Below are 23,573 nucleotides of genomic sequence, written 5' to 3' on the forward strand. Positions count from 1 at the left end.
AAATCGAGCGGCGTGATTGAATAGCCAATATGCAGTAAAAGCACGGAGCCAATCGGTGAAAAGCAACGCGAGCGCGGACTATCGGTTTTATCAATAATTGGTGCTTTCGTGGTGGGTATTAAGTTCATAAGGTGATGGCGTGAGTGAATAAACTCTCGTGTTTTTCGACATGAGTTTACTTTTCAGCGAGAACCGATATGAATGCCAATCTGCGCATGAGCTATAAGAGCCGGGCAGTGCTTGCCATCAGCACGCTAACGGTAGTGGGCGTCGCCAGTTACTACCTCAATGGCTCCATGGCAACCCCAACCCCATCGCTGCCGCTGGCACCGACACCGGTGGGGGTGGCCAGCGTGATCGAGAAGCCAGTCATCGAGTGGAGCGAGTTCTCCGGACGTGTCGAGGCGATCGAGCATGTCGAAATCAGGCCGCGAGTCACCGGCACCATCGACACGGTGAGATTCCAGGAAGGGGAAATCATTGCCAAGGGGGCGCCGTTGTTCACCATCGACCCGCGTCCTTACCAGGCGGTGCTGGCCAAGGCCCAGGCGACCCGCGAAAGTGCCGCGGTACGGTTGAACCTGGCGCGTAGCGAGCTGGCCCGCTCGAACAAGCTGATCCAGGAACGGGCGACGTCGCAACGCGAGCACGACCAGCGCGCCAACGAGCAACTCGAGGCCCAGGCTGCCCTGGCAGCGGCGCAGGCCGACGTACAGGCCGCCCAATTGAACCTGCAGTACACCACCATTACAGCGCCTGTCAGCGGGCGTGTGTCACGTGCGGAACTGACCGTCGGCAACCTGGTCGGCACCGGCCCCGATGCTCCGGTACTGACGACCATCGTTTCGGTGTCGCCGGTGTACGTGAACTTCGAACTCGATGAAGCGAGCTATATCCGCTACGCGCGCAATGGCACCCGAGGCAGCACCGGCGTCGCCGAGTTGCCGGTGCTGATGGGCCTTGCCACCGAGACCGATTATCCCTACAGCGGGCGCATCAAGTCGTTGGACAACCAACTGGACCGCAACTCTGGAACCCTGCGGGTACGTGCCGTGTTCGACAACGCCAACGGTGTACTGACCCCCGGCATGTACGCCCGTGTGCGTACGGGGGACGGTGCCCCGCGCGCGGCCGTTCTGATCGACGACCAGGCGGTCGGCACCGATCAGGCGAAGACGTTCGTGTTGGTGGTCACCCAGGGCAACACGGTGGAGTACCGCGAAGTGCATCTTGGGCCGTTGTTTGAGGGCCTGCGGGTGGTGCGGTCCGGGCTGGCACGCGGTGAACAGATCGTGGTGCAGGGCCAGCAGAAGGTGCGCCCCAATGACCAGGTAGACCCGCAACCGGTGGCATCGTCCATCGCACTCCAGCAACAAGATCGGCCAGGCCGGTCCTGACCTGTAGTGAAGAGGTCTTGCACATGAACATTTCCCGCTTCTTCATTGATCGGCCGATTTTCGCTGGCGTGCTGTCCGCGATCATCTTCATTGCCGGCTTGATTTCGATCTTCAACCTGCCCGTTTCTGAATATCCGGAAGTCGCGCCACCCTCAGTGGTGGTCAAGGCTCAGTATCCTGGCGCACATCCGCAGACTATCGCTGAAACCGTCGCCACGCCCATCGAAGAGCAGATCAACGGCGTCGAAGGCATGCTGTACATGAATTCCCATGCCACGGCGGATGGCCAGTTGACCCTGACCGTGACCTTCCGCCTGGGCACCGACCCCGACCTGGCCCAGCAGCGGGTGCAGAACCGCGTCAACCAGGCGCTGCCGCGGCTGCCAGAGCCGGTGCAGCGGCTGGGCGTGACCACCGTCAAGAGCGCTCCCGACCTGACCATGGTGGTGCACCTGCGCTCGCCCAACGAGCGCTACGACATGCAGTACCTGCGCAACTATGCCCTGCTCAACGTCAAGGACAGGCTCGCCCGCATCAACGGTATCGGCCAGGTGCAGGTGGCCGGTTCCGGCGACTACGCCATGCGCATCTGGCTCGATCCGCGCAAGCTAGCGGCGCGTAACCTGGCACCCGGCGATGTGGTCCAGGCCTTGCGTGAGCAGAACGTCAATGCCGCCGCCGGGGTGATCGGCGCCGCGCCTGCGGCGCCCGGAGTGGACTACCAGATCTCGGTCAACGCCAGCGGGCGTCTCAATACCGAAGAAGCGTTTCGTGAGGTGATCGTGCGCACCTCCGCGGATGGCCGCATCACCCGCCTGCGCGACGTGGCACGGGTCGAACTGGCCGCCGGGGAGTATGCGCTGCGCACCTTGGTGGACAACAAACAGGCCACGGCGCTGCTGATCTACCAATTGCCTGGCGCTAACGCACTGCAGATTTCTGACGACGTGCGCAAGGCGATGGTCGAGCTCAAGCACGCCATGCCCGAAGGCGTCGATTACCAGGTGATCTACGACCCGACCCAGTTCGTTCGTGCGTCCATCGACGCCGTCATTCACACCCTGCTCGAGGCGATCCTGCTGGTGGTCGTGGTGGTGATCGTGTTCCTGCAGACCTGGCGCGCCTCGATCATTCCATTGCTCGCGGTACCGGTTTCGGTGGTCGGCACCTTCGCCGTCATGCTGGCCATGGGGTTCTCGATCAATGCCTTGAGCTTGTTCGGGCTGGTCCTGGCGATTGGCGTGGTGGTGGACGATGCGATCGTCGTGGTGGAGAACGTCGAGCGCAATATCGGCCTGGGGCTTTCGCCTCGCGAGGCGACCTATCAGGCCATGCGCGAAGTGTCCGGGCCGATAGTCGCCATCGCCCTCACGCTGTGCGCGGTGTTCGTGCCGCTGGCGTTCGTCAGCGGCTTGTCCGGGCAGTTCTTCAAGCAGTTCGCCCTGACGATCGCCATTTCCACGGTGATCTCGGCGTTCAATTCGCTGACCCTGTCGCCGGCGCTGGCAGCGATGTTGCTCAAAGGCCACGAGGCACCGAAAGACGGCTTCCAACGGGTGTTCGACAGGTTATTCGGCGGCTTCTTCGTGCGTTTCAACCGGCTCTTCGGTCGCGCCTCCGACCATTACGGCACCGGCGTGTCGCGGATTCTCAAGCGCAAGAGCGCAGCGTTGCTGGTGTATGCGCTGCTGGCCGTCGCCGCGGTGCTGATCTTCAATCGCGTCCCCACAGGCTTCGTGCCGCCGCAAGACAAACAGTACCTGGTGGGTTTCGTGCAACTGCCCGATGCCGCCTCGCTGGATCGTACCGAGTCGGTCTTGCGCGAGATGACCACCATGGCCCTGGCCCAGCCGGGCGTGGATGCGGTCACTGGCTATGCCGGCTGGTCGATCAACGGCTTCGTCAGCAGCCCCAACTCGGGCGTCGCCTTCTTCGTGCTCAAGGATTTTGCCGAGCGCAAGGGCCCCGGCATGACGGGCAACGAAATCGCTGCGCAACTCAACACCCGGTTCGTCGGTATCAAGGGGGCCTACACGGCGGTGTTTGCGCCGCCTCCCGTGTCCGGCCTGGGGAGCGTGGGCGGGTTCAAGCTGCAACTGCAAGACCGTGCCGCCCTGGGCAATGCCGCGCTGGACCAGGGGCTGCAGGCGTTCATGGCCGAAGCGCGCAAGGCCCCCGAGCTGGCCGGGTTGTTCTCGAGCTTCCAGATCAACGTGCCGCAGTTGTATGCCGACGTTGATCGTACCCGCGCCCAGCAGTTGGGCGTCTCCATCCCGGCGGTGTTCGAAGCGTTGCAGATCTACCTGGGGTCGATCTACGTCAACGACTTCAACAAGTTCGGGCGGACGTTCCAGGTCAAGGTGCAGGCCGATGCGCAGTTCCGCGGGCATGCCGAAGACATCGGTCTGCTCAAGACCCGCAATGACAAGGGCGAGATGGTGCCGCTGGCCTCGCTCCTCACGCTACGACAGAGCTACGGCCCCGACCAGGCCATGCGCTACAACGGCTTCCCCTCCGCCGACGTCAGTGGCGCGCCAGCGCCGGGCTACAGCAGCGGCCAGGCCCTGCAGGCGGTGGAGCGTATCGCCGAACGGACCTTGCCGCGTGGCATCGGCTACGAATGGACCGAGATCACCTACCAGGACAAGATGGCCGGCAACACCCTGATCATCATCCTGCCGCTGGCGATGCTGCTGGTGTTCTTCGTGCTCGCCGCGCAGTACGAGAGCCTGACCCTGCCGCTTGCGGTATTGCTGATCGTGCCCATGGGCATTCTGTCGGCGATCACCGGCGTATGGCTGACCGGTGGCGACAACAACCTGTTCACCCAGATCAGCTTCGTGGTGCTGGTGGGGCTGGCCTGCAAAAACGCGATCCTGATCGTCGAATTCGCCCACGAACTGGAACACCAGGGGCGCTCGATCCGCCAAGCCGCGATCGAAGCCGCACGCCTGCGCCTGCGGCCGATCCTGATGACTTCAATTGCCTTCATCGCCGGAGTGGTGCCGTTGATCCTGTCCAGCGGGGCGGGCGCCGAAATGCGCCAGGCCATGGGCATCGCGGTGTTCACCGGGATGATCGGGGTGACCGTGTTCGGCCTGTTCCTGACGCCGGTGTTCTATGTGCTGTTACGTCATCTTTCGCTGCGCTTCACACGCCGTGAGCGCGTTGCCGCGCCGCCAACCGAGGGCTCGCGCGAACCGCTCGACCAGCAGCAGACCCAGGAGGCTTGAGCCATGAAACCCATCACCTTCACATACAGCCTGCTGACCCTGGCAGTGCTGCTCAGTGGCTGCTCCCTGGGTAAACCTACAGAGAGCATCGAGGTCGATATCCCGGCCAGCTACCGCGAGATCGCCGCGGAAAATGCCGACCGCTGGAAGTTGGCAGAACCCGCTGACGGCAAGGACCGTGGCCGCTGGTGGCGGGTATTCGCCGACCCGCAACTGGAGCGTTTGATCCTCCAGGCCGAGCAGGCGAGCCCGACGTTGACTGTGGCCTTTGCGCGGGTCCAGGAGGCACGTGCGCAAGCGGGCATGGCCAAGGCCGATAGCGCCTTGCAGTTGGGAGTAGGGGCCGGGCCAACGCGCCAGGGTACAGCACGGTCGACCCAGACCCGCCTGCGCGCCCAACTCAACGCCAGCTATGAAGTGGACCTGTTTGGCGCACTGCACGACAACTCGCGGGCTGCCGCCCTCGAGGCCATGGGCGAGGAGGCCGCTTATCGCTCGGTGTTGCTGGCCTTGCAAGCGGATGTGGCACGCAGCTATTTCAGCCTGGGTGCCTTGGATAGCGAGATCGCGGTGCTTACCCAGACCATCGGCCTGCGCCAGGAGGCGCTGCAGATGGTGCAGCGCCAGTTCGATGCCGGCGATCGAAGTGAGTTGGAAACGGCCCAGGCCCGCACCGAGCTGGCATCGGCGCAGGCCTCGCTGGAAGCGGTGATGCGTCAGCGGGCCAGCCAGGATCATGCCCTGGCAGTACTGGTCGGCAAGCCGCCCGCGGCGTTCAGCCTGACGGCCGGCGGGTTGCACTCAAGCACGGTGCAGGTGCCTGCCGGGCTGCCGTCCGAGCTGCTGGAGCGGCGCCCGGACATCGCCCAGGCGCAGCGGCGAATGGCGGCTGCCAGCGCGCGTATCGGCGTCGCCAAGGCGGCGTTCTTTCCACGCCTGGTGCTGACCGCCTCGGGTGGTTTCGAGTCCTCCGATCTCAACGACCTGTTCAAGTGGTCGAGCCGCAGTTGGGTGCTCGGGCCGCTGTTAGGCACGGTGCTGAACATGCCCTTGCTCGACGGTGGTCGCAATCAGGCGGGGCTGGACAAGGCCAATGCCCGGTACGACGGGGCGGTGGCGGCGTATCGGCGGCAGGTGCTGGTGGCCTTCAAGGACGTCGAGGACAGCCTCAGCGACATCCGCACCCTCGACCGCGAGCTGGCCTTCCAGGACGAAGCGGTCAACGCTGCCGGGCGGGCTGCAGCGCTGGCCGACACGCGCTATCGCAATGGCTCGACCAGCTATTTCGAGAGCATCGATGCGCAACGCAGCAGCCTCGATGCCCAGCGTGCGCAGGTGCAGGTGGCGGGCGAGCGTTCCAGGGCCTATGTCCGCTTGATCACCGCCCTGGGCGGCGGCTGGGTGGATACGCCTGGGTCCGCTCCGGCGCAACTGGCAAAGGTCACCGAGCACTAGTGGCCGGGCGCCAGGCCGAAAGCCGGTGGCTCATTGGTCTGGCGTTTTTCCCGGTTATTGGCTGTGGTTCGCGGGCGCACCGCGTCCTACAGTTTATCGACAACGACAGTGGAGCCAACGGATGGAATCTAGACTCGATTACTACTCGGCATCACCCAAGGCGATCAAAGCGATGATCACCCTGGAGGCCATGACCAATGACCTGAGCATCGAACAGCAACTGTTGCACCTGATCAAGATTCGTACCTCGCAGCTGAACGGCTGCGCCTTCTGTACCGACATGTACTCGATTGACTCCCGTCGCCTGGGCGAGACGGATCGCCGGCTGTATTCGGTGGCCGTCTGGCGTAGCAGCGACTTCTTCAGCGCGCGTGAAAAGGCGGCTCTGGCCTGGACCGAAGCGCTCACTTCGCTGACCCAGGGCGATGTCTCGGACGAGATTTACCGTCAGGTGAAAGCGCAGTTCAGTGATGCCGAGATAGTCGACCTGACCATGGTCATCAACGCCATCAGCAGTTGGAACCGCCTGGCGGTGAGCTTCAGGCAGAAACCCAGCATCTGAGCTGGACTTACGCTTGCCTCAGACGATAGGCCGTGGCGCTATTGCCATTGCGCTGGCGAGTCCAGCCGGCAGCCTCCAGCGGCCTGGCGATCAGCTGATTCATGATTCCGTGCTGACCTTGGGTGCGGGCTGGCTGTTGATTTCGCAACGTTCGTACTGCTCGATCCAGTGCTTCATATCGCGCGCTGAAATCTTGCCGGAGGTGGCCAGCTCAACGCTGACCATGACGCATCAGGATGTTTTCCAATCCTTGATTTGCGCTTGCGTGCGGACGCGTTACTACAGGATTTCTGTCAGTTGGGAGAGCTGTTGAGCTTCTGCAGTTCAATTTGCTCGGCGGCACTGCGCTCAAGGTTGATGCGTTCCTCGTCCAGATACCGATAAATACTCTGGAGGCTGTCGATTTTCTGTTTGATCGCTGCCATCTTTTTTTCAATCAGTTTCGCGCCGGCAGCACAATCGATCAGCTTGTTGCGCTGCGCATCGAGAATCTCGCCAATCTCCCCGAGGGAAAAGCCCATGCTCTGTGCGCGCTGGATAAAGTCCAGGTCCTGCAGGGTTTGCGAGGTGTAGACGCGGTAGTTGTTGGTCCGCCGCTGGGGTGAGATCAAGCCGATTTGTTCGTAGTAACGAAGGGTGTGTCGACTCGCTCCGCTGCGGGCTTCCAGTTCGCCGATTCTCATGAAAACATCGCTTGACTGTAGAGTTGGGTCGATAGTTTACGCTTGATTTCTCACCTTACCAAGGAGCAGAGAAATGAGCGTGGAGTGCTTTGTCACGGGGGGTACTGGCTTCATCGGTCAGCATCTGGTGGCCCATTTGAGTGCCCAGGGGCACAAGGTTCGGGTCTTGATGCGTCACCCGGAGCGACTGGCTGAGTTGCGCGAGCAAGTTGCCAGGCTGGGGGGCAATGCCGCCCAGGTGTTTGCCGTAGCCGGCGATCTGGAGCGGAGCGAACTGGGTCTGAGTGTGGCCGACCGAGCACGGCTAAGACAGGCCAGCATCGTGTTTCATCTAGGTGCCCAGTTCGCGTGGGGGCTGTCGCTGCAACAGTCACGCGCAGTGAACGTCGAGGGGGCGAGGCAGGTAGCGCTGTTGGCCGCTGAGCAAAAGAGCCGTTTGGTGATGATCGGCGGCTACATGCTGAAGAATCACGCGCATCTGCGCAACATCGGCATTGATCCCCAGCGTCCGCAACTGACCGACTGGCCCGCCGTCTACCGCCAGGTCGGTGGTTATGAGGCAAGCAAGCTGGAGGCGCATTTTGCGACCCTGCAGGTCATGTCGGCCCAGCGCGGGGAGATGACCGTTGTCCACCCCGCGACAGTGTGCGGCCACAGTCGCACCGGCCATATCCTTGAGGGACAGCCCCTGGCGGCGCTGATACGCAACCTGGTGCAGGGCAAGCTGGCGGCCGTGCCAGGTAGCCCCGAGCACTGGTTGCCACTGGTTACCGTGGATTACCTGGTTGAGCTGCTGGCAGCCTGCGCTTTTGATGACGCGATGATTGGCCAGGAACTGCTGGCCCTTGATGAGCGCACACCCCATTTGCGAGAACTGCTGGCCCAGGTGGCGCAACCGCTTGGCGTGAAACCGCCGAAGCATCACCTGTCGCTGCGACTGATGAAAATACTCCTGAGCGTGCCCGCCATCGCGCGGTTATTGAATACCAGCGTCGAGGCCTTGGACTTTATCCAGACCACCCGTTTTGATACAGCGGCGACCGGGCAATTTGCTGACCGGCATGGCATTGTCAAACCGGATATCCGCGAGGCGCTGCAACTCACCGCCATGTTCGTCAATGCACATTGCCTGGGCAAGGGGGGATCAACCCGGCAACAACCCCCAGTCCTTTGCAAGCTGTCTTGCCGAGTCCGCAGGCAGTAGGGTCGATCCGCTGCGGCGAACCCGCGCCGCATGATCAGCAAGCCCTTCGACGAGTGCGGCCCACTCCAATCGAGGTTCCTTGACATAGTCCCAGCCAAGTCCGAGCCATGGGCATCGCCCGCCGATCCTGGCAAGTGTGGCGGTTGTCGCCTGCGTGGCATAGTCGGGGAGTACCGGCGCATCTTGTCGCGATTGGCAAGCCTTCACCGCCGGCACATGCAATTGCAGCGCGCCATGCTTGTCTCGTGTCACCTGCATTGCCCCGAGAAGCGCGATGTCATAGGGCACCGCCTGGTCTCGGGCAGCATAAAAATAGGCCATGCGGCGAATGTTGTCGTAGTCGGCCGTGGCACGGTAGAGATAGGCGCAGATGACGCCCAGCATCGGATCGGCGTGCTTTTCGTGTCGCAGGTCTGCGGCGAGTCGATCAAGGCTGTCGACTCGAAGCCGGCCGGCGGCGAATTCATTGATGGCCCTCAGGGCCGCGCGATATCTTTCGGGGGAACCTTGCGCTCCGTAGACCTGGAAAACATCCCCGTCGGTGCTGGGTGCAACGACCGCATACAGACCCACATAAGGAACGACAGGGGTAAATTGCCCATCGGCCAGCTCCACCAGGACAGGCCTCCCCTTGCAGTGGTCATCAACGTGGAATGCGTTGAAAGGGGGATCGGATCTGAGGGGCTTGAGCGCAGGGTCGGACAGGAGCTTCGCCTGATCGCCCCAGACGATCAGGTTCGCGCTGCCGGGACGGTTGACTTCCATGAGTCGGCGTTCAACCTCCAAGGCGACCGACTCAGCCGTGATCTTGAGGGCGTGAATGTCTGGCCCCTTCGGCAGGACAGGCTTGAGCCCGAAACCTTTGCCGAGGAGGCGATCCCGGAAGGCGCGGTTGGTCTTTGCGCGCTCCAGGATTTGCTCGGTGGATTCCGCTACGCCAACGGTCTTCCCTGCGCCGAGGACCGCCGAATTGCTTCCAGATGGCCAGGGTTGCAGGTCGGCAGGGCCTGGCTGCGGGGTCGTGGTGTCGCAAAGCACCACGGACTCGGGATCGACCTGGCATTGCGGATCGAGTTTCAGGTGGTACTGGCTTGCACGCTCGGTTGTTCGCGAACGAACGCATTTACCCAGCGTCGTGGTGGTTATCATCCCGTTTTCGATGGCGGTTGGTTCCAGGCCCCAGAGTATGTCTGCGATGACGCCAGAGAACACGCATTTGCCCGGTGCGGCTGCGGCAGGGTCATAGACCATATAGCCGAGCTGTCCGTCCTGGCAGGATGCAAGGCGGTCGAATCTGGGGCTGTCAACGCGAGTGCCCTGTACAACGATCCCGCGTACACCATCAAGCCGCATCAGCTCCAGGCTCTGCGGCGCTTCGCGGCAGGTGTCGGTAATAAGCGTTATGCGTTTGACGCCGTGCAGAAGTAACTCCTCATAGAACCCATCGACCACGATGCGGTACTTCATGTGCAGCGAGTCGCTGAACAGCCAAAAGATCGAGCCGAAGTTCGCCCCGGTCAGTCCATGCCCGCAAAATGACAGGATCAACTGGTCAACGACCTCGGCGCCCACCGGAAACAGTTCATCGACGGCCCGCTGTACCCGCTCTCGTGTGACCGGGTTCGCTTTGCCGTCGGTTGAGCCGTCGTCGACGACTCTTACGTTGTCGACGCCGAAACCCGAGCGCAGGGCCCATTCTCCCATTGCGCGAGCGGCGAAAACGGCGCCATCCAGATAGGCGAAGTCCAGGGCCAGTTTCGCGACAGGCGTCACCGTGCTGACGCCGATTGCCAGACAAACACGCCTAACCATGGGGACGCTCCGCATTGCGCTGGGTGAGGAGGGTGTAAAGGTGAGCGGGTGAAAAAAACCGGGGCCAGCACCAGCGCGCAGGGCCAGGAGGCGTGAACCGTTCAGCCAGCATGATGACGCCAGTGAACAGCATCATCGGAATGTGCCAGGCGCCGCTGACAACAGGCACCAACATCCAGGCCCAGCACGAGCCAATACAATAGGCCCCATGCGTCATGCCGAAGACCAGGCAATCCCGGTCGGCGGCCCGACCGAACAGGCCTATTCGCCGCGGTTGATGGCTGCGATTGAGTGCCGCACGGTGCCACGGGCTTGCGCTCCAAAGCAACGCGATCAGCAGGGCTATTGCCAGGGCGTTGTCCACGACAGTGATCTGTAGCAACAGCGCCAGGGCCGACAGGACCAGGCCTGCGGCCATCCACGGCGCGCAGTAGCCGAGCAGGAAACCGGCGCTCGCACGTATTCGCCTGTTTGGCAGGCTGGAGCGCCACACATGCATGAGTGGCATCGCCAGAAGGGGCGGCATCATGGTCAACAGCATCAACAACCAACCCGCCAGGATACGGTGGATCGGGTTCACCGCGAGCTCCGCTTGCAGCACCGCGGGCCAGCTGGTGAAGATCGATAGCCCATTGGTGGCCACGCAAAACGCGGGACCTTCTGTACTTGCGTCGCTGTAAATGGAAAGGGCCAGGCCGAATCCCGCCGTGGCCAGAAGCACTGGCCAAGGGGCATAAGTGAAACTGCGTAAAACCAGGCCTGGCCGCATGAGGCCGCCCCCTCAACTGACGATGCCGCTTCGCTTGAGTACGCTTATGCGTTCAACGGTTATAGGTTCTTCATCGGTTATCTGCTCTCCAGGCACCAGGGTCACCCGCAGATGATTCGGATCAAAGTCCCCGGCGTCCGCCAGCCGCTGGGCCAGATCGGTGATGTCGATCGTATAGCCCAACCCGCTGCCTGCATGGGGGCCGTCCGTTTGCGAGGCAACGTTGAGACCGAAAAGCGTAAGGCTACCGGCGTACCGGTCAGGGCTAAGTGCCGGGTCGGCGCCTTCGGGCAAGTTGACGTACACATCCAGCAGAGGCGAGGGTGCGGAGCCGCGCACAGACTCCAGGGAAAGATAGAGCCGGGCCACTTCCTTGCCTGGCGATGTCGCGCCCATCGTGGCCATGCTGTTGGCGGCGGCTGTCGGTTCGAGGTCAATATGGGTACCTACCGGCGCCCCGCCGATCTTGACGACCGCGGCGTTGGCGCCGATTGGCTGAACGGTTTGTTTACTGGGCGAGCCCATATTGACGCGTGCCACAGCATGCACTCCCGGCGTTACACCCGTGCCGATGATCAAATCATCATAGGTCCGATAAAATTTGCCGCCTTTCAACGTGTCCTTACTGGTAAACGTTACTCCAGGTGCATTGTCTCCGGGTACTGGCATGATGAAACTGCGGTCTGCCGGGCCATTGAGCCAGAGCGGATCGCGAACCATTGTCTTGCCCGGCGTGTTCATCCACGCCTCCCAGAGCCGATCAATGTTGCAATGGTGAAGCCAGAAGATCGGATCAAGACCTGCGAGCAAGGCATTGCCCATGTATCCTCCGACGAGGCCATGGACCGTGTTATGCGGGTTGGTCTCCAGCTCGCCGGCTACCCCGTCGAACTGGACGAAATTGCCGGTAATCCCCCCACCAAATCCCAGGGTCCCGTTACCAACGATGAAGTCATTCTCATCCATCGCCTCAAGGCTGAACCCGCGCACCGGCTTGATCGCCTTGATTCCGGGGCGGCGAGGGTACTTGTTCAGAGGGTTTGGCTTTCCGTCGGGTAATGTCTTGGCGACAAAGGCATCGGGCAGGTACAGCGCTTGCGGGTTGCTGCTGTCGAGGTAGTTCCAGTAGGGAAGTGCCCAGTCGTCACCCGTCAGCTCCTTCACTTTAGCGGCGACGATTGCCTCGAACGCAAACAGATACGCACGGTGCCAGGACAGAAAATACCAACTGCCGTGCTGACACTGATTGCCGTAGGTATGGTTGGTCAAATCCGCTGGAATCGGGGCACCTGACTTGATCAGGCGCTCGTTGATCCATAATTGGGGATGAAATCCATGCATGGCCCCGAGGAATTTCCAGCTATTGCGGTCCGCTATTGGCTGTTCATCCAACGCTTGCATGGCCAGTGCGTAGTTCAGTAATACCTTGTTCCACCCTGGGCCGAGTTTTGCGACATCCTGACGAGAAGTACTCATGAGATTTCCCTCCGTTCCTGTTGGGTGCTGTCTGCCGGGGTGAGGCCGGACTTCATTTCGCGGCGACAGCGCTACTCTGTGTGCACCTGCCTGCAGGCCTCTCAGGAAGGGCCTGTGCGCTTGAGCACATTGGTGATGCTCTCGGCGAGAGCGCAATTGCAGGTGCTTCCGGCGCCTGGGGTGTAGACCGGCGGTTTGGCGACGGAAGGATCGCCACTGAAGAAGGGGGGGGCAGGGGTTGTACTGAACAGTTCGTAGGGGGCGCTGACGTCGAGCAGGTCGACACCGTCGTAGACCGGGATTGCAATCAAGTACTGTCCTGCGGCAGGCATGATTCCCTCCTGGGAAACACCGCGGCGAACGCGCTTGCGTCGTCAGGTGTATAGCTTTCTGCTAATCAGCGTTGCGATGCCCGGACGACAAAACCGGAGGTCGGCCCGCTCAAGGCTAATGGCCATTAGGGCTGGTTTTGGCAGCATAGTCGGCGTTGTTTTACCTGCAAGGTGTTTTTGCGGGCAGGTGCTGAGCGGTAGTGCTCGAAGCGTATCGGTCTGCAGTGCTAGCACTGTGATCAGTTTGCTGAGGGCGCCACTGGGCACTGGCTCAGAAACGCTTGCAGCCCTTGCTGATATTCCTCGGCCGGCATCAGGTCACTGTGTTTGGCAATGAGACAGGCCACGCCCTGGCGCACCATGTCCGCGCCCGCCACGAGGTAGAAGTCCGGTGTTTCCTGCAGGCGCGCGATCTGTTCCCAGGCGAGGGTGCTCTTGCCGCTGCGGGCTTTGTCGAGGGTAAAGCCCTGGTCGTCGAAGCTCAGGCAATAGGTGCTTTCGACGGATTTCAGCGGCGCCCGCAGCCTGGTTTCGATCAGCCGCTGATTCAGCCCGCGCAACGGCGCCCGGGGCTTGGCGTGGTTGGCGGCAATACGCGCTTGCAGGTGCTTGATCCAGCGCCCGGAAAAACGCCACCAGAGCGGGATGAAGATCAACGCGAACAGCACCATGGCAATGACGTTCTGCGCGGTGAAGCGTCGCTCGGGGAAATAGAGCGCCAGCATGCCGCCGACCAGGCACAAGGCGAACATCAAGGGGCCGACCAAGCGGCGTTGCCACCGGGCAACATTGGCCATCGCCTGGGCCTGCTGCTGATCATGCTTGAGCATTTCCTGCTTCAGCGGTTCGGCGATCCAGGCCTGGATATGGGCGGGGGTGATGCTGTAGTGCAACTCCATGAGGGCTTGATCCGAGGTCCGTGTTCGGTGAGGGCGGCAGTTTAGCGAGTTTCGGGGGGGTGGGTAGCAGCGGTTTGTGCGCGTACGCGAACTCGCCACTCAGGCTGGAAACTGCTCTATATGGCGCTCCACCCATTCGTACAGGCGCTCGTCGAGCCGAAGCCGCTGTTGGCTGAAACTGTCCCGGCAGGCGTTGAACAACGGATCCTGATTGACCTGCACGGCCAGCTCGATGGGGCTTTCGCGCTCGGCATGGGCTGCCCGTAGCTGTCGCTGGCGCTGATCGGCCTGTTCCAGGGTGTCCGCCAGGGCATCCAGTTGCAGGTGCCTGAACTGGGCGATGGCCTGCGGCAGATGAAAGTGCAGGGCACTGTCGAAGCCTTCCCAGTCCTCGAAGGCCAGCCATTCGTGGAGCACCATCAAGCAGCGCGGTGCCGGGGCCAGTTGCTCCAGCCGCTCGAAGGCCAGCCAGTACTGGCGTGGCAATTGTTCGGCGGTTTCGATGGCCTGGGCGATCAGGTCCAGGGCCCGGGCCTTGTCCTGGTGATGTTTGCGCAGGATGCGCCGGGTCAGGGTGAAGCGCGCTTGTTCCAGAGCACTCAAGGCGCGGTTCAGGTCATAGCCTGCGTTGTGCAGATATTCCTGGGCTTGATCGGGGGGCAGCCCGGACTTGTCCGCCAGCACCTGCAGCAGTTCGGTTTTATAGAGTTCGGCAGCCTGCTCGGGGTTGCTTGCGCAGCGTTCCAGCAGGATCTGGGCGTGGCGCAGGCTGATGGGGATCAAGCTGCGTAGTCGTTGCAGAGCGTGGATGTGCGTCGGGTCCATCGACTGGGGTGCCTCGGGGTGTGCTGGTGGTTGGGGATGGCGGGCCGCACCTGTCACGGCTCTGTGTGCAGGGTGTGAGCTTTTCGCCATCTTGCCGGACAACCTGGTTATCGTCACGGAACTCGACGCTAGGTGTTGCACAGATATTCGACGTAGGAGCAATATTTGCAGCCGCAGGCTGCTTCCTTGGCTTGCGGCCGAGCAATGCAGCGACACACTGGTCGACCCAGGACGGGCGACCCGACAACAAAAACAAGAGAAGTCATCGACATGGATGTTAGATGTGATCAGCTCAAGACGCTGACGGGCACCCTGTGCCTGGCGTTCGCCACCGGGCTGCCGCTGTCGGCTGCGGCGGCCTATCAAGAGACCGGCCGCCCGGGCGACCCCGCCAGCTGGCGGTCGGCCGAATACCAGCAGGACTGGGGCCTGGAGCGCATGCAGGCGAGCCAGGCCTATGCCGCCGGGATCACCGGTGCCGGGGTCAGCATCGGCGCCCTGGACTCGGGTTTCGATGCCGCCCATCCCGAGGCCAGCCCCGGACGTTTTCACGCGGTTACCACCACCGGCCAGTACCTGGACGGCACCCCGTTCAGTGTGTCCGGGGTGCTCAATGGCGCCAACGACAGCCATGGCACCCATGTCACCGGCACCATGGGCGCGGCCCGTGATGGCGTTGGCATGCAGGGCGTGGCCTTCAATGCCCAGGTTTACGTGGGCAACACCAACCACAACGACAGTTTCCAGTTCGGCACCGGCCCCGATCCGCGGTACTTCAAGGCGGTCTACGGTGCCCTGGTGGATGCCGGTGCGCGGGCCATCAACAACAGCTGGGGCAGCCAGCCGAAGGGGGTCAGCTACCAGACCCTGGGCGACTTGCGCGCGGCCTACGCCCAGCATTTCCAGCAGGACACCTGGCTCGACGCTGCCGGCGACGTGGCGCGCCGTGGCGTGATCAACGTGTTCAGCGCCGGCAACAGCGGTTATGCCAATGCCAGCGTGCGCTCGGCGCTGCCGTACTTCCAGCCGGAGCTGGAAGGCCACTGGCTGGCGGTGTCGGGCCTGGACAAGAACAACCAGCAGAAATACAACCAGTGCGGCATCGCCAAGTACTGGTGCCTGGCGACCCCGGGTGCGGCGATCACCAGTACCGTGCCCGGTGGCGGCTACGCCACCTACAACGGCACCTCGATGGCCGCGCCCCATGCCACCGGGGCCTTGGCCCTGGTCATGGAGCGTTATCCCTACCTGAACAACCAGCAGGCCCTGCAAGTGCTGTTGACCACCTCGCGCCAGCTCGATGGCTCGCCGACCCAGGGGCCCAGCGACCGTGTGGGCTGGGGCGTCCCGGACCTGAGCCGGGCGTTGCACGGCCCCGGGCAGCTACTGGGTGAATTCGACGTCACCCTGGGCCGCGGGCAGGGCGATATCTGGAGCAACGGTATCTCCGACCAGGCCCTGCTACAGCGTCAGGCCGAGGACGCCGCGGAACGCCAAGCCTGGCAGCAGACCCTCAAGGATCGCGGCTGGGAGAATGGCCTGGCACCGGGAGCCAGCCAGCAGGATCGCAGCGACTATGCCCTGGGCATGGCCCGGGACGCGGCTGCCGCGCAGCGGGTCTACCAGGGCAGTCTGGTCAAGTCCGGGGCCGGCTGGCTGGTGCTCACGGGTGACAGCAGCTACCGCGGCCCGACCCGGGTCGATGGTGGATTGCTGGCGGTCAACGGCAACCTGCAATCGGCGGTGACGGTCAACGCAGGCGCTACCCTGGGCGGCAACGGCCGGATCGGTGCCCTGACTGCCAGCGCCGGGGGCGTGGTGGCCCCGGGTAACTCCATCGGTACCTTGAATGTCGCCGGCAACCTGGACTTGCAGCCGGGCTCGACCTATCAGGTGGAGCTTTCGCCCACGGCCAGCGACCGGCTCGTCGTGGGCGGTCAGGCCAGTGTCGGTGGTGCCAATCTCAGCCTGGTGCCCCAGGCGCAGCCGAACCTGTTGGCCGGTGGCCCGGTATCCAGCCTGGTGGGGCGCCAGTTCGACATCCTGCAGGCAGCGGGTGGGGTCAACGGGCGTTTCGCCCAGGTCCAGCCCAGCTACCTGTTTCTGGGGACCGTACTCGATTATTCGGCCAACGACGTGCAGCTGGACGTGACGCGCAGCGGCACGACGTTCGCCAGCGTCGGTGCCACGGCCAACCAGCGCGCCAGCGGCGGCGCCGTGGAGCGCCTGGGACCGGGCAATCCCGTGTATGAAAGCCTGCTGCTCTCGACCTCGGCGGACCAGGCCCGGGACGGCCTGCGGCAGCTGTCCGGGGAGATCTACCCGGCGCTGGACTCGATGCTGTCCAGCCAGGGCTCGGTCTTGCGCGATGCCTTGGGCGAGCGTGTGCAAGGTCCTGCACTGAATGCCAACGCGCCTGGAACGACTGCGAGCGAGCCAGGCTCGACCCAGCTCTGGCTCAAGGGCCTGGGCAGCTGGGGACGCATCGAGGGCGTGCAGGGCAGCGAGTCCTATACCAGTTCCCTGGGCGGCATGCTGCTGGGCGTGGACCATGACCTTGACGAGCAGACCCGCGCCGGCCTGGCCGCAGGCTACAGCGACAGCTCCCTGGGCATGGGCGGCAGCCACTCCCGGGCCACGGTCGACAGCTACCACCTGGGCGCCTATGCCCGCCACGACCTGGACCAGTTGCGCTTGAGCCTGGGCGGCAGCTACAGCTGGCACCGTGCCGAGGTCCGGCGCGACTTGGCCTATGCCGAGGTGTCCGGCCGCCAGCGCGCACGGGTCGATGCCCGCAGCCAGCAGTTATTCGCCGAGGCGGCCTATCGCCTGGCTTTGCCGGCGCTGCAGTTGGAGCCCTTCGTCAACCTGACCTACCAGCATCTGGACCGCGATGCCTTCCATGAGAAGGGCGATGCCGCGGCGCTGCATGCTCGCGACGAGCAGCGTGATGCCTGGCTTAGCACCTTGGGCCTGCGTGGGCGCCAGCAATGGCAACTGGGCCCGCAGCAAGACCTGCAGCTGGCGGCAAGCCTGGGCTGGCAGCACCGCCTGAGCGGGACCCAGGATCGCGAGCACCTGGCCTTTGCCGGTAGCGACCTGCCGTTCCGGGTGGAGACTGCGCCGGCCTTGCGCGATGCCGCGCTGGTGGGGCTCCAGGCACGGGTGGGGCTGACCCGCGACCTGGACCTGAGCCTGGACTACCAGGGGCGCCTGGCCAGTCGTGAGCAACAGCATGGCGCGGGACTCAACCTGCAATGGCGTTTCTGAAGCGCTGTGGCGCTGGTGGGGCCAAGGGCTCGCCGGCCAGGCGTTGCAATACGGAGTTTGACCAACGCGGTTTTTTATCAATGCAACTAAGGAAGGTCGTAGTGAAGCAAGTCAGAAAGGATGACAGCGCGCTCGGGCAGGGCTGGTCCCTGGCCCCACTGGGTCGCGCATTGATGGGCTGGGCGGCGCTGATGGGCACGGCCCAGGCCGCACCCTACGTGGAGAGTGGGCGCCTCGGCGACGCCGGCAGCTGGCGCAGCAGCGAATTCAAGGCCGATTGGGGGCTTGGGGCGATCCACGCCGACAGCGCTTATGCCGCCGGCTACAGCGGCAAGGGGGTCAAGCTGGGGATCTTCGACCAGCCGGTATACGCCCAGCACCCCGAGTTCGCCGGCAAGGACAAGATGGTGACCCTGGTCACCACCGGCATCCGCCAGTACACCGACCCCTACATCCCGGTGAAGGCCGGCGATGTTTTCCGCTATGACGGCAGCCCGTCGGTGGGCTCGGATGGCAAGCTCGGTTCCCACGGCACCCACGTCGGCGGGATCGCCGCCGGCAACCGTGACGGCGTGTCGATGCACGGCGTGGCCTTCGATGCGCAGATCATCAGCGCCGACAACGGCGACCCCGGCCCCGAGGATGGCATCGTCCTGGGCAACGATGGCGCGGTGTACAAGGCCGGCTGGGACAGCCTGGTGGCCAGCGGCGCGCGGATCATCAACAACAGCTGGGGCATCGGCATCACCGATCGTTTCGCCAAGGGTGGGCGCAATCCGGAGTTCCCGCATTTCACCGTGGACGATGCCCGGGCGCAGTTCGCGCAGATCCAGCCACTGCTGGGCACCATGCCCGGTGGCGCCTATGACGGGGCCATCGCCGCCGCCCGCAGCGGGGTCATGACGATCTTCGCCGCCGGCAACGACTACAACCTGAACAACCCCGATGCGATTGCCGGGCTGGGCTATTTCGTGCCGGAGATTGCCCCCAACTGGCTGACCGTGGCGGCGTTACAGCAGAACCCCGACACCAGCAGCGCCAACCCGTACCTGATCAGCACGTTCTCTTCCCGTTGCGGCTATACCGCGAGCCTCTGCGTATCGGCCCCCGGCACCCGGATCTACAGCGCGGTGATTGGCGGCACCAGCCTGGAAGACCTGACCCAGGGCTATGCCAACAAGAACGGTACGTCCATGGCCGCGCCCCATGCCGCCGGTGCGGCGGCGGTGCTGATGGAGCGCTTCCCCTACATGAGCGGCGCACAGATCGCCAGCGTGCTGCGCACCACCGCCACCGACATGGGCACGCCCGGCATCGATGCCTTGTACGGCTGGGGCATGATCGACCTGGACAAGGGGCTCCGGGGCCCGGGCATGTTGGTCACCGAACAGGACATTCCCGAGGCGTTCCGCATCGCCGGTGGCTACGGCCCGAGCCAGTTCGTGGTCGATCTGCCGGGTATCGGCGCCCTGGTGGATGCCGGCAAGCCGACCCAGCGGCGCTGCAACGACCTGGGCTGCGGGCTGGACCTGTGGAGCAACGATATCGCTGGCCATGGCGGCCTGACCAAGCAGGGCATCGGTACCCTGGTGCTTACCGGTAACAGCACTTACTCCGGCCCGACCCTGGTCAACCAGGGACGGCTGGCGGTCAATGGTTCGCTGCAATCGGCGGTGACGGTCAATGCCGGCGGCGTGCTGGGCGGCAATGGCCGGGTCGGCGCGCTGCTGGCCAACGCCGGCGGCGTGGTGGCGCCAGGCAACTCCATCGGCACCTTGCACGTGAGTTCCGACGTGACCTTCCAGCCGGGCTCGACCTATGCCGTAGAGGTGGATGCCGCTGGCAGCGACCGCCTGGTCAGCGATGGCAAGGCTTCCCTGGACGGTGCGAACCTGGCCCTGGACCTGCAGAACCCCGGGGTTTCGCTGCAGTCCCAGCGGACAACCAGCCTGGTGGGGCGTCAGTTCGACATCCTGGAGGCCGCGGGCGGCGTGCAGGGCGGTTTCGCCAGTGTGCAGTCCAACTCACTGTTCCTCGGCGGTGGCCTGGCCTATACCGGCAGCGGGGTGCAGCTGGCGGTGCAGCGTAACGCCACTTCTTTCGCCAGTGTCGGCTTGACCGCCAACCAGCGTTCGGTGGCCGCGGCCGCCGATCAGCTCGGCGCGGGCAACCCGGTCTACGAGAGCCTGCTGTTGTCGGCCAATGCCGGCAGCGCCCAGCAGGCTTTCGATCAACTGTCCGGGGAAATCCACCCGGCGGTGGGCAACCTGCTGCTCAACGACAGCCGCCAGTTGCGCGACGCCGTGGGCGAGCGAACCCGTCAGCAGGGCGTCGCCGCCGCGCCGGCCGTGGAAGGCCAGGACAACGGCCTGTGGGTCAAGGCCCTGGGGGCCTGGGGCAAGGCCGAGGGTGATTCCGGTCGGGCGCGCTATAGCAGTTCCATTGGCGGCATGTTGCTGGGGATTGACGGGCAGATGAGCGAGGACACCCGCGTCGGGGTCTTCACCGGCTACAGCGACAGTTCGCTGAGCATGGGCGATGGTCGTCATTCCTCGGCCAGCGTCGATAGCTACCACCTGGGTGCCTATGCCGGCAAGGAACTGGAGCAGATGCGCCTGAGCCTGGGCGGCAGCCATAGCTGGCACCGGATCGAGACCAAGCGCGAGCTGCAGTACAACGAGGTCAGCGATCGCCAGAAGAGCAAGCGCGATGCCCAGAGCACTCAGGTGTTCGGCGAGGCCGCCTGGAAGGTCGCACTGCCGAGCATGGCGCTGGAGCCGTTCGCCAACCTGGCCTATGTGCATATAGCCAGCGACAGCTTCAAGGAACATGGCGGCGCTGCTGCGCTCAAGGGTGGGCAGGATAATCGGGATGCCTGGCTCTCGACCCTGGGCATGCGCGCCGGCAAGCAACTGCAATTGTCCGGCGGCCAGGCGGTGGAGCTTTCCGCCACCCTGGGCTGGCAGCACAACCTGAGTTCCACCGGGGCCGACCAGCACCTGGCCTTCGCTGGCCAGGGCGATACCTACACGGTCCAGGCGCTGTCCCTGGATCGTGATGCGGCGGTGGTCGGTGCACGGGCGGGGATCGCCCTGGGTCGCCAGGCCCGGGTCAACCTGGACTATAACGGACTGCTGGGTAGTCGCGACAAGAGCCACGGGGTCGGCCTGACCCTGGACTGGGCGTTCTGAGGCCCCGGCAACAGATATGCAAGGCCCTGAGTGCCCAGCCGATGCCGGGTGCTCAAGCAGTGCATGGTGCAGCTGGCAATTCTGCGGGCGGAGCTGGCCTTCTCCCGCGCCATGCTTGAGCGCGATGCCCGCCACATGGCGCACCAGGTTACATCCAGGCGTTGCTCACGGCACCTGCAAGCTCGGCAGCGCTGCCCGACCTTGTGCCGACAGCAGCGGCTCCACCTGCTTCCAGCTGAAAGTCACGTCTACGTCACAGCCATCGCCGGTGGGCTGGTTAGCCAGGCGCATGCCCTGGGCGTCGAAACTCAGGTCGTAGGAGTCGTAGCTCGCCACGCCGGGGCAGTCGCTGTCCGCTGTGGCCTGAGTCTGGAGCCAGCTGGCGAATGCTTTCGGCAGGCTGACATGCCCGGAGTAGGGGCTGTACCACTCAAAACGCGCACCGATCCAGGTCCAGGGATCGACGCTTTCGCCGGTCTGCAGGTTCCAGGTATGCAGGCCCCAACTGATGCCGCCGCGACCATAGCCTGCGGTCCAGCGGTAAAACCTGACGGTGATCCACTGCGACGACCAGTACGTGGGGGCGACGCTGATCTCGCTGGTGTCGGCGGAGCCGCTGCGGCCCAGGTATTCGCGTCGCTCGCTGAAGAACGCTTGCTGGCCCTCGGAGCTGACCGCGAGACGTGCCAGGTGTTGATTGATCTTGCGGATAGCCGGGCCATCCCCCTCCAGCTTCAAGGTCACCTGGGCGCCTTGGGTCCTGACCTGATAGGCGTGCTCGCCGAAGGTTTCTTTCTCTACCTTGACCGGTAGCGGTGCCGCCTCCATTGGCGCGTTATAGGCGTCGCCGCCACAGCCTTCGGCACTTGAACGCGTCAGCGCCAAGGGCAACGGCGTGCCGCCTGCGGCCTTGCTCCAGGTTCCGGCCAGCGTATCGCCCTGGGGCGCGTCCAGTTGCCAGAACCCCGTCTTGCCGGCTTCGGCCCAGGGTGCGCCGGCCTTTTCCCGGGTAAGCTGGATCGGCGTCAGGAAGCGTTGGTAGTAGTAACTGCCGTTGCTGTCGGGGGCGGCGTTGAAACAGGCGGTGATCGCGGTCTTGCCGAGGGTGCCTTGCCAGACGCCGACAAGGTCGCTGGGCGCGGCGTTGGCATAGCTAGAAGCACAGGCGAGCGTCAGGAGGGTCAAGGGTTTGAGCATGCGGATCGGGCTTCCAGTTGTCTGACGGGCGGGCATCATATCTTAGGGGCAAACAAGTCAGTTGCTCCCACATCTATCTGCGACAAATCGCGATGCTGTAGGTGTTTTCTGTCAGACCGTTCTGAATCATACTTCCGGCGCCGTTGCTCTGTTGTGCCGGGCCCTTCATGGCCCTAGGCTGCTGCCGTCGTTGGAAAATCCAATGACCGGATTTAGCAGTCCGAACACGCATCTAGAGTTCAACGGAAACCGCTATATGGCGGCTGTACGTGGGGCACCTTCGGGTGCGCCGGTTTTGCTCTAGGTGCCCGGTCTGCTAACCCGCGTATAGCTGCCACCCTTCGTTTAGCAGCGAAGCGTGGTCGCTCCACCGCACCTTTGGAGCACGTTATGAAAAAGTTGGTCCCCGACCCCCGTCATTTCAGTTTGCATCGACCGCCCTCTGAAGCAATGCATTGCGCACGGTGATGGGTGTCTCGCCTTCGAGCTACAGCTCGATGCTTGGCACAAACCCGAGATTCTGAGACCCGTCAGCCAGAAACCAGTAGAGTGTTCATCAATACATCAATCGATATTTGAAGAATGAATCGTCCGCTGTTTGTGTCTCTCGATGGGCCCAAGGGCACCGGTAAAACCACACTGTTGGAGGCCGTGACGAAAGCACTGCGGGCAGACAACAGGAAGGTGATCCGACTGTGCGAGAAAAAAAGCGATCCCTACAGGGGTGAAACAATGGCCTTGGTGAACAAACTCGTCAGAGACCCCTGCCGGGATCTGGAGCTGGGGGTGTGTGAGCGCTTCGCTGAAAGCCGTTATTGGATTTCCCTGCACGTGCTGACTAAACAGCCCGCAGACAGCATCATCTTGATCGATCGTTGGTACCCGTCTGATGCTGCGTTTCGCCGGATAGTCCCGTTTGCAGAGATTCTAAAGTTGAACATGGATCGAAACGTGCGAGTGCCAGACCTGCATGTCGGGGTTGTCACCGCCCCAGAGGTTTCATGGGCGAGGGCAGCGGCACGAAGCCGTGGGCTGAGCAGTACCGTGATGCATAAGCTGGAGGAACAAGTCGCTAGTACCGAGGCGTTCGAGCGAGCGATTGCCGATCACGGCTGGGTTTTATGCCGCAACGAAGGAACAATCGAAGACGCAACGATGCAGGTGGTCTCCGAGATCTACAAGGCGCTTCGAGGGGCCGGCCAAAACCCTCCATTGCGCAGTTGAGCACAGCCGCCGAATTTCCTTCGGGACGTGTGTGATGTGGCGCT

At 63.4% G+C, this 23,573-nt stretch carries 17 protein-coding genes; 8 read left to right on the plus strand and 9 right to left on the minus strand.

What is annotated here, in order from left to right; all coding sequences use genetic code 11:
• Nucleotides 1-197 precede the first annotated feature (197 nt).
• From LOY45_RS13130 to LOY45_RS13145, 4 genes are all read left to right on the plus strand, one after another.
• Nucleotides 198-1,397 (plus strand): efflux RND transporter periplasmic adaptor subunit, encoded by a 1,200-nt coding sequence (locus LOY45_RS13130; RefSeq protein WP_233674387.1) that lies wholly within the window; start codon nucleotides 198-200, stop codon nucleotides 1,395-1,397.
• Nucleotides 1,398-1,420: 23 nt separating this feature from the next.
• Nucleotides 1,421-4,630 carry an efflux RND transporter permease subunit gene (locus LOY45_RS13135; RefSeq protein ID WP_258579263.1) on the plus strand — a complete coding sequence of 1,070 codons (3,210 nt, stop codon included), beginning with the start codon at nucleotides 1,421-1,423 and terminating at the stop codon, nucleotides 4,628-4,630.
• A 3-nt stretch (nucleotides 4,631-4,633) separates the two neighbouring features.
• Nucleotides 4,634-6,085 (plus strand): efflux transporter outer membrane subunit, encoded by a 1,452-nt coding sequence (locus LOY45_RS13140; RefSeq protein ID WP_258579264.1) that lies wholly within the window; start codon nucleotides 4,634-4,636, stop codon nucleotides 6,083-6,085.
• A gap of 121 nt (nucleotides 6,086-6,206) precedes the next feature.
• Nucleotides 6,207-6,647 (plus strand): carboxymuconolactone decarboxylase family protein, encoded by a 441-nt coding sequence (locus tag LOY45_RS13145; RefSeq protein WP_115089569.1) that lies wholly within the window; start codon nucleotides 6,207-6,209, stop codon nucleotides 6,645-6,647.
• Nucleotides 6,648-6,746: 99 nt separating this feature from the next.
• Here the strand turns inward: LOY45_RS13145 and LOY45_RS13150 are convergent, their stop codons facing one another.
• Nucleotides 6,747-6,872, minus strand: a complete 126-nt coding sequence (locus tag LOY45_RS13150; protein WP_258579265.1) for a hypothetical protein — start codon at nucleotides 6,870-6,872, stop codon at nucleotides 6,747-6,749.
• Between the two features lie 68 nt (nucleotides 6,873-6,940).
• The gene (locus tag LOY45_RS13155; RefSeq protein WP_115089570.1) at nucleotides 6,941-7,330 is read right to left on the minus strand and encodes a MerR family transcriptional regulator; all 390 of its coding nucleotides are present in this window, start codon (nucleotides 7,328-7,330) and stop codon (nucleotides 6,941-6,943) included.
• Nucleotides 7,331-7,403: 73 nt separating this feature from the next.
• Here LOY45_RS13155 and LOY45_RS13160 point away from each other — a divergent pair, with 73 nt between their 5' ends.
• The gene (locus LOY45_RS13160; RefSeq protein WP_258579266.1) at nucleotides 7,404-8,534 is read left to right on the plus strand and encodes an SDR family oxidoreductase; all 1,131 of its coding nucleotides are present in this window, start codon (nucleotides 7,404-7,406) and stop codon (nucleotides 8,532-8,534) included.
• On the opposite strand, the gene LOY45_RS13165 is transcribed toward LOY45_RS13160, so the two are convergent.
• The 6 genes from LOY45_RS13165 to LOY45_RS13190 all read right to left on the minus strand — a co-directional run bounded on the left by LOY45_RS13165 (nucleotide 8,475) and on the right by LOY45_RS13190 (nucleotide 14,647).
• Nucleotides 8,475-10,346, minus strand: coding sequence for a hypothetical protein (locus LOY45_RS13165; protein ID WP_258579267.1), 1,872 nt, complete (start codon nucleotides 10,344-10,346; stop codon nucleotides 8,475-8,477). The two genes, LOY45_RS13160 and LOY45_RS13165, sit on opposite strands and share 60 nt — an antisense overlap.
• The gene (locus tag LOY45_RS13170; protein WP_134062678.1) at nucleotides 10,339-11,115 is read right to left on the minus strand and encodes a copper chaperone; all 777 of its coding nucleotides are present in this window, start codon (nucleotides 11,113-11,115) and stop codon (nucleotides 10,339-10,341) included. The genes LOY45_RS13165 and LOY45_RS13170 overlap by 8 nt, the downstream gene beginning before the upstream one ends.
• A gap of 12 nt (nucleotides 11,116-11,127) precedes the next feature.
• On the minus strand, nucleotides 11,128-12,591 hold the full coding sequence (locus tag LOY45_RS13175; protein WP_115089574.1) for a DUF7868 domain-containing protein: 1,464 nt from the start codon (nucleotides 12,589-12,591) through the stop codon (nucleotides 11,128-11,130).
• 101 nt (nucleotides 12,592-12,692) lie between these two features.
• Entirely contained in the window at nucleotides 12,693-12,923 is a 231-nt protein-coding gene (locus tag LOY45_RS13180; protein WP_258579268.1) for a hypothetical protein, read from the minus strand.
• Between the two features lie 239 nt (nucleotides 12,924-13,162).
• Nucleotides 13,163-13,822 carry a YcxB family protein gene (locus LOY45_RS13185; protein WP_258579269.1) on the minus strand — a complete coding sequence of 220 codons (660 nt, stop codon included), beginning with the start codon at nucleotides 13,820-13,822 and terminating at the stop codon, nucleotides 13,163-13,165.
• A 99-nt stretch (nucleotides 13,823-13,921) separates the two neighbouring features.
• Nucleotides 13,922-14,647, minus strand: a complete 726-nt coding sequence (locus LOY45_RS13190) for a hypothetical protein (RefSeq protein WP_134062682.1) — start codon at nucleotides 14,645-14,647, stop codon at nucleotides 13,922-13,924.
• Nucleotides 14,648-14,917: 270 nt separating this feature from the next.
• Between LOY45_RS13190 and eprS the strand changes: the two genes are divergently transcribed.
• Entirely contained in the window at nucleotides 14,918-17,917 is a 3,000-nt protein-coding gene (gene eprS, locus LOY45_RS13195; RefSeq protein ID WP_258579270.1) for an autotransporter serine peptidase EprS, read from the plus strand.
• Between the two features lie 173 nt (nucleotides 17,918-18,090).
• Nucleotides 18,091-21,108: an autotransporter outer membrane beta-barrel domain-containing protein gene (locus LOY45_RS13200; protein WP_258579305.1), complete on the plus strand. Its 3,018-nt coding sequence runs from the start codon at nucleotides 18,091-18,093 to the stop codon at nucleotides 21,106-21,108.
• A 165-nt stretch (nucleotides 21,109-21,273) separates the two neighbouring features.
• Here LOY45_RS13200 and LOY45_RS13205 read toward each other — a convergent pair whose 3' ends face one another.
• A complete protein-coding gene (locus LOY45_RS13205) occupies nucleotides 21,274-22,305 on the minus strand; it encodes a hypothetical protein (protein ID WP_258579271.1) in 1,032 nt (343 codons plus the stop codon).
• Nucleotides 22,306-22,887: 582 nt separating this feature from the next.
• Here LOY45_RS13205 and LOY45_RS13210 point away from each other — a divergent pair.
• Entirely contained in the window at nucleotides 22,888-23,529 is a 642-nt protein-coding gene (locus LOY45_RS13210) for a dTMP kinase (RefSeq protein WP_258579272.1), read from the plus strand.
• The last annotated feature ends 44 nt before the right edge of the window (nucleotides 23,530-23,573 follow it).

Source organism: Pseudomonas wadenswilerensis, from assembly GCF_024749185.1.
GTDB classification, from domain to species: domain Bacteria; phylum Pseudomonadota; class Gammaproteobacteria; order Pseudomonadales; family Pseudomonadaceae; genus Aquipseudomonas; species Aquipseudomonas wadenswilerensis.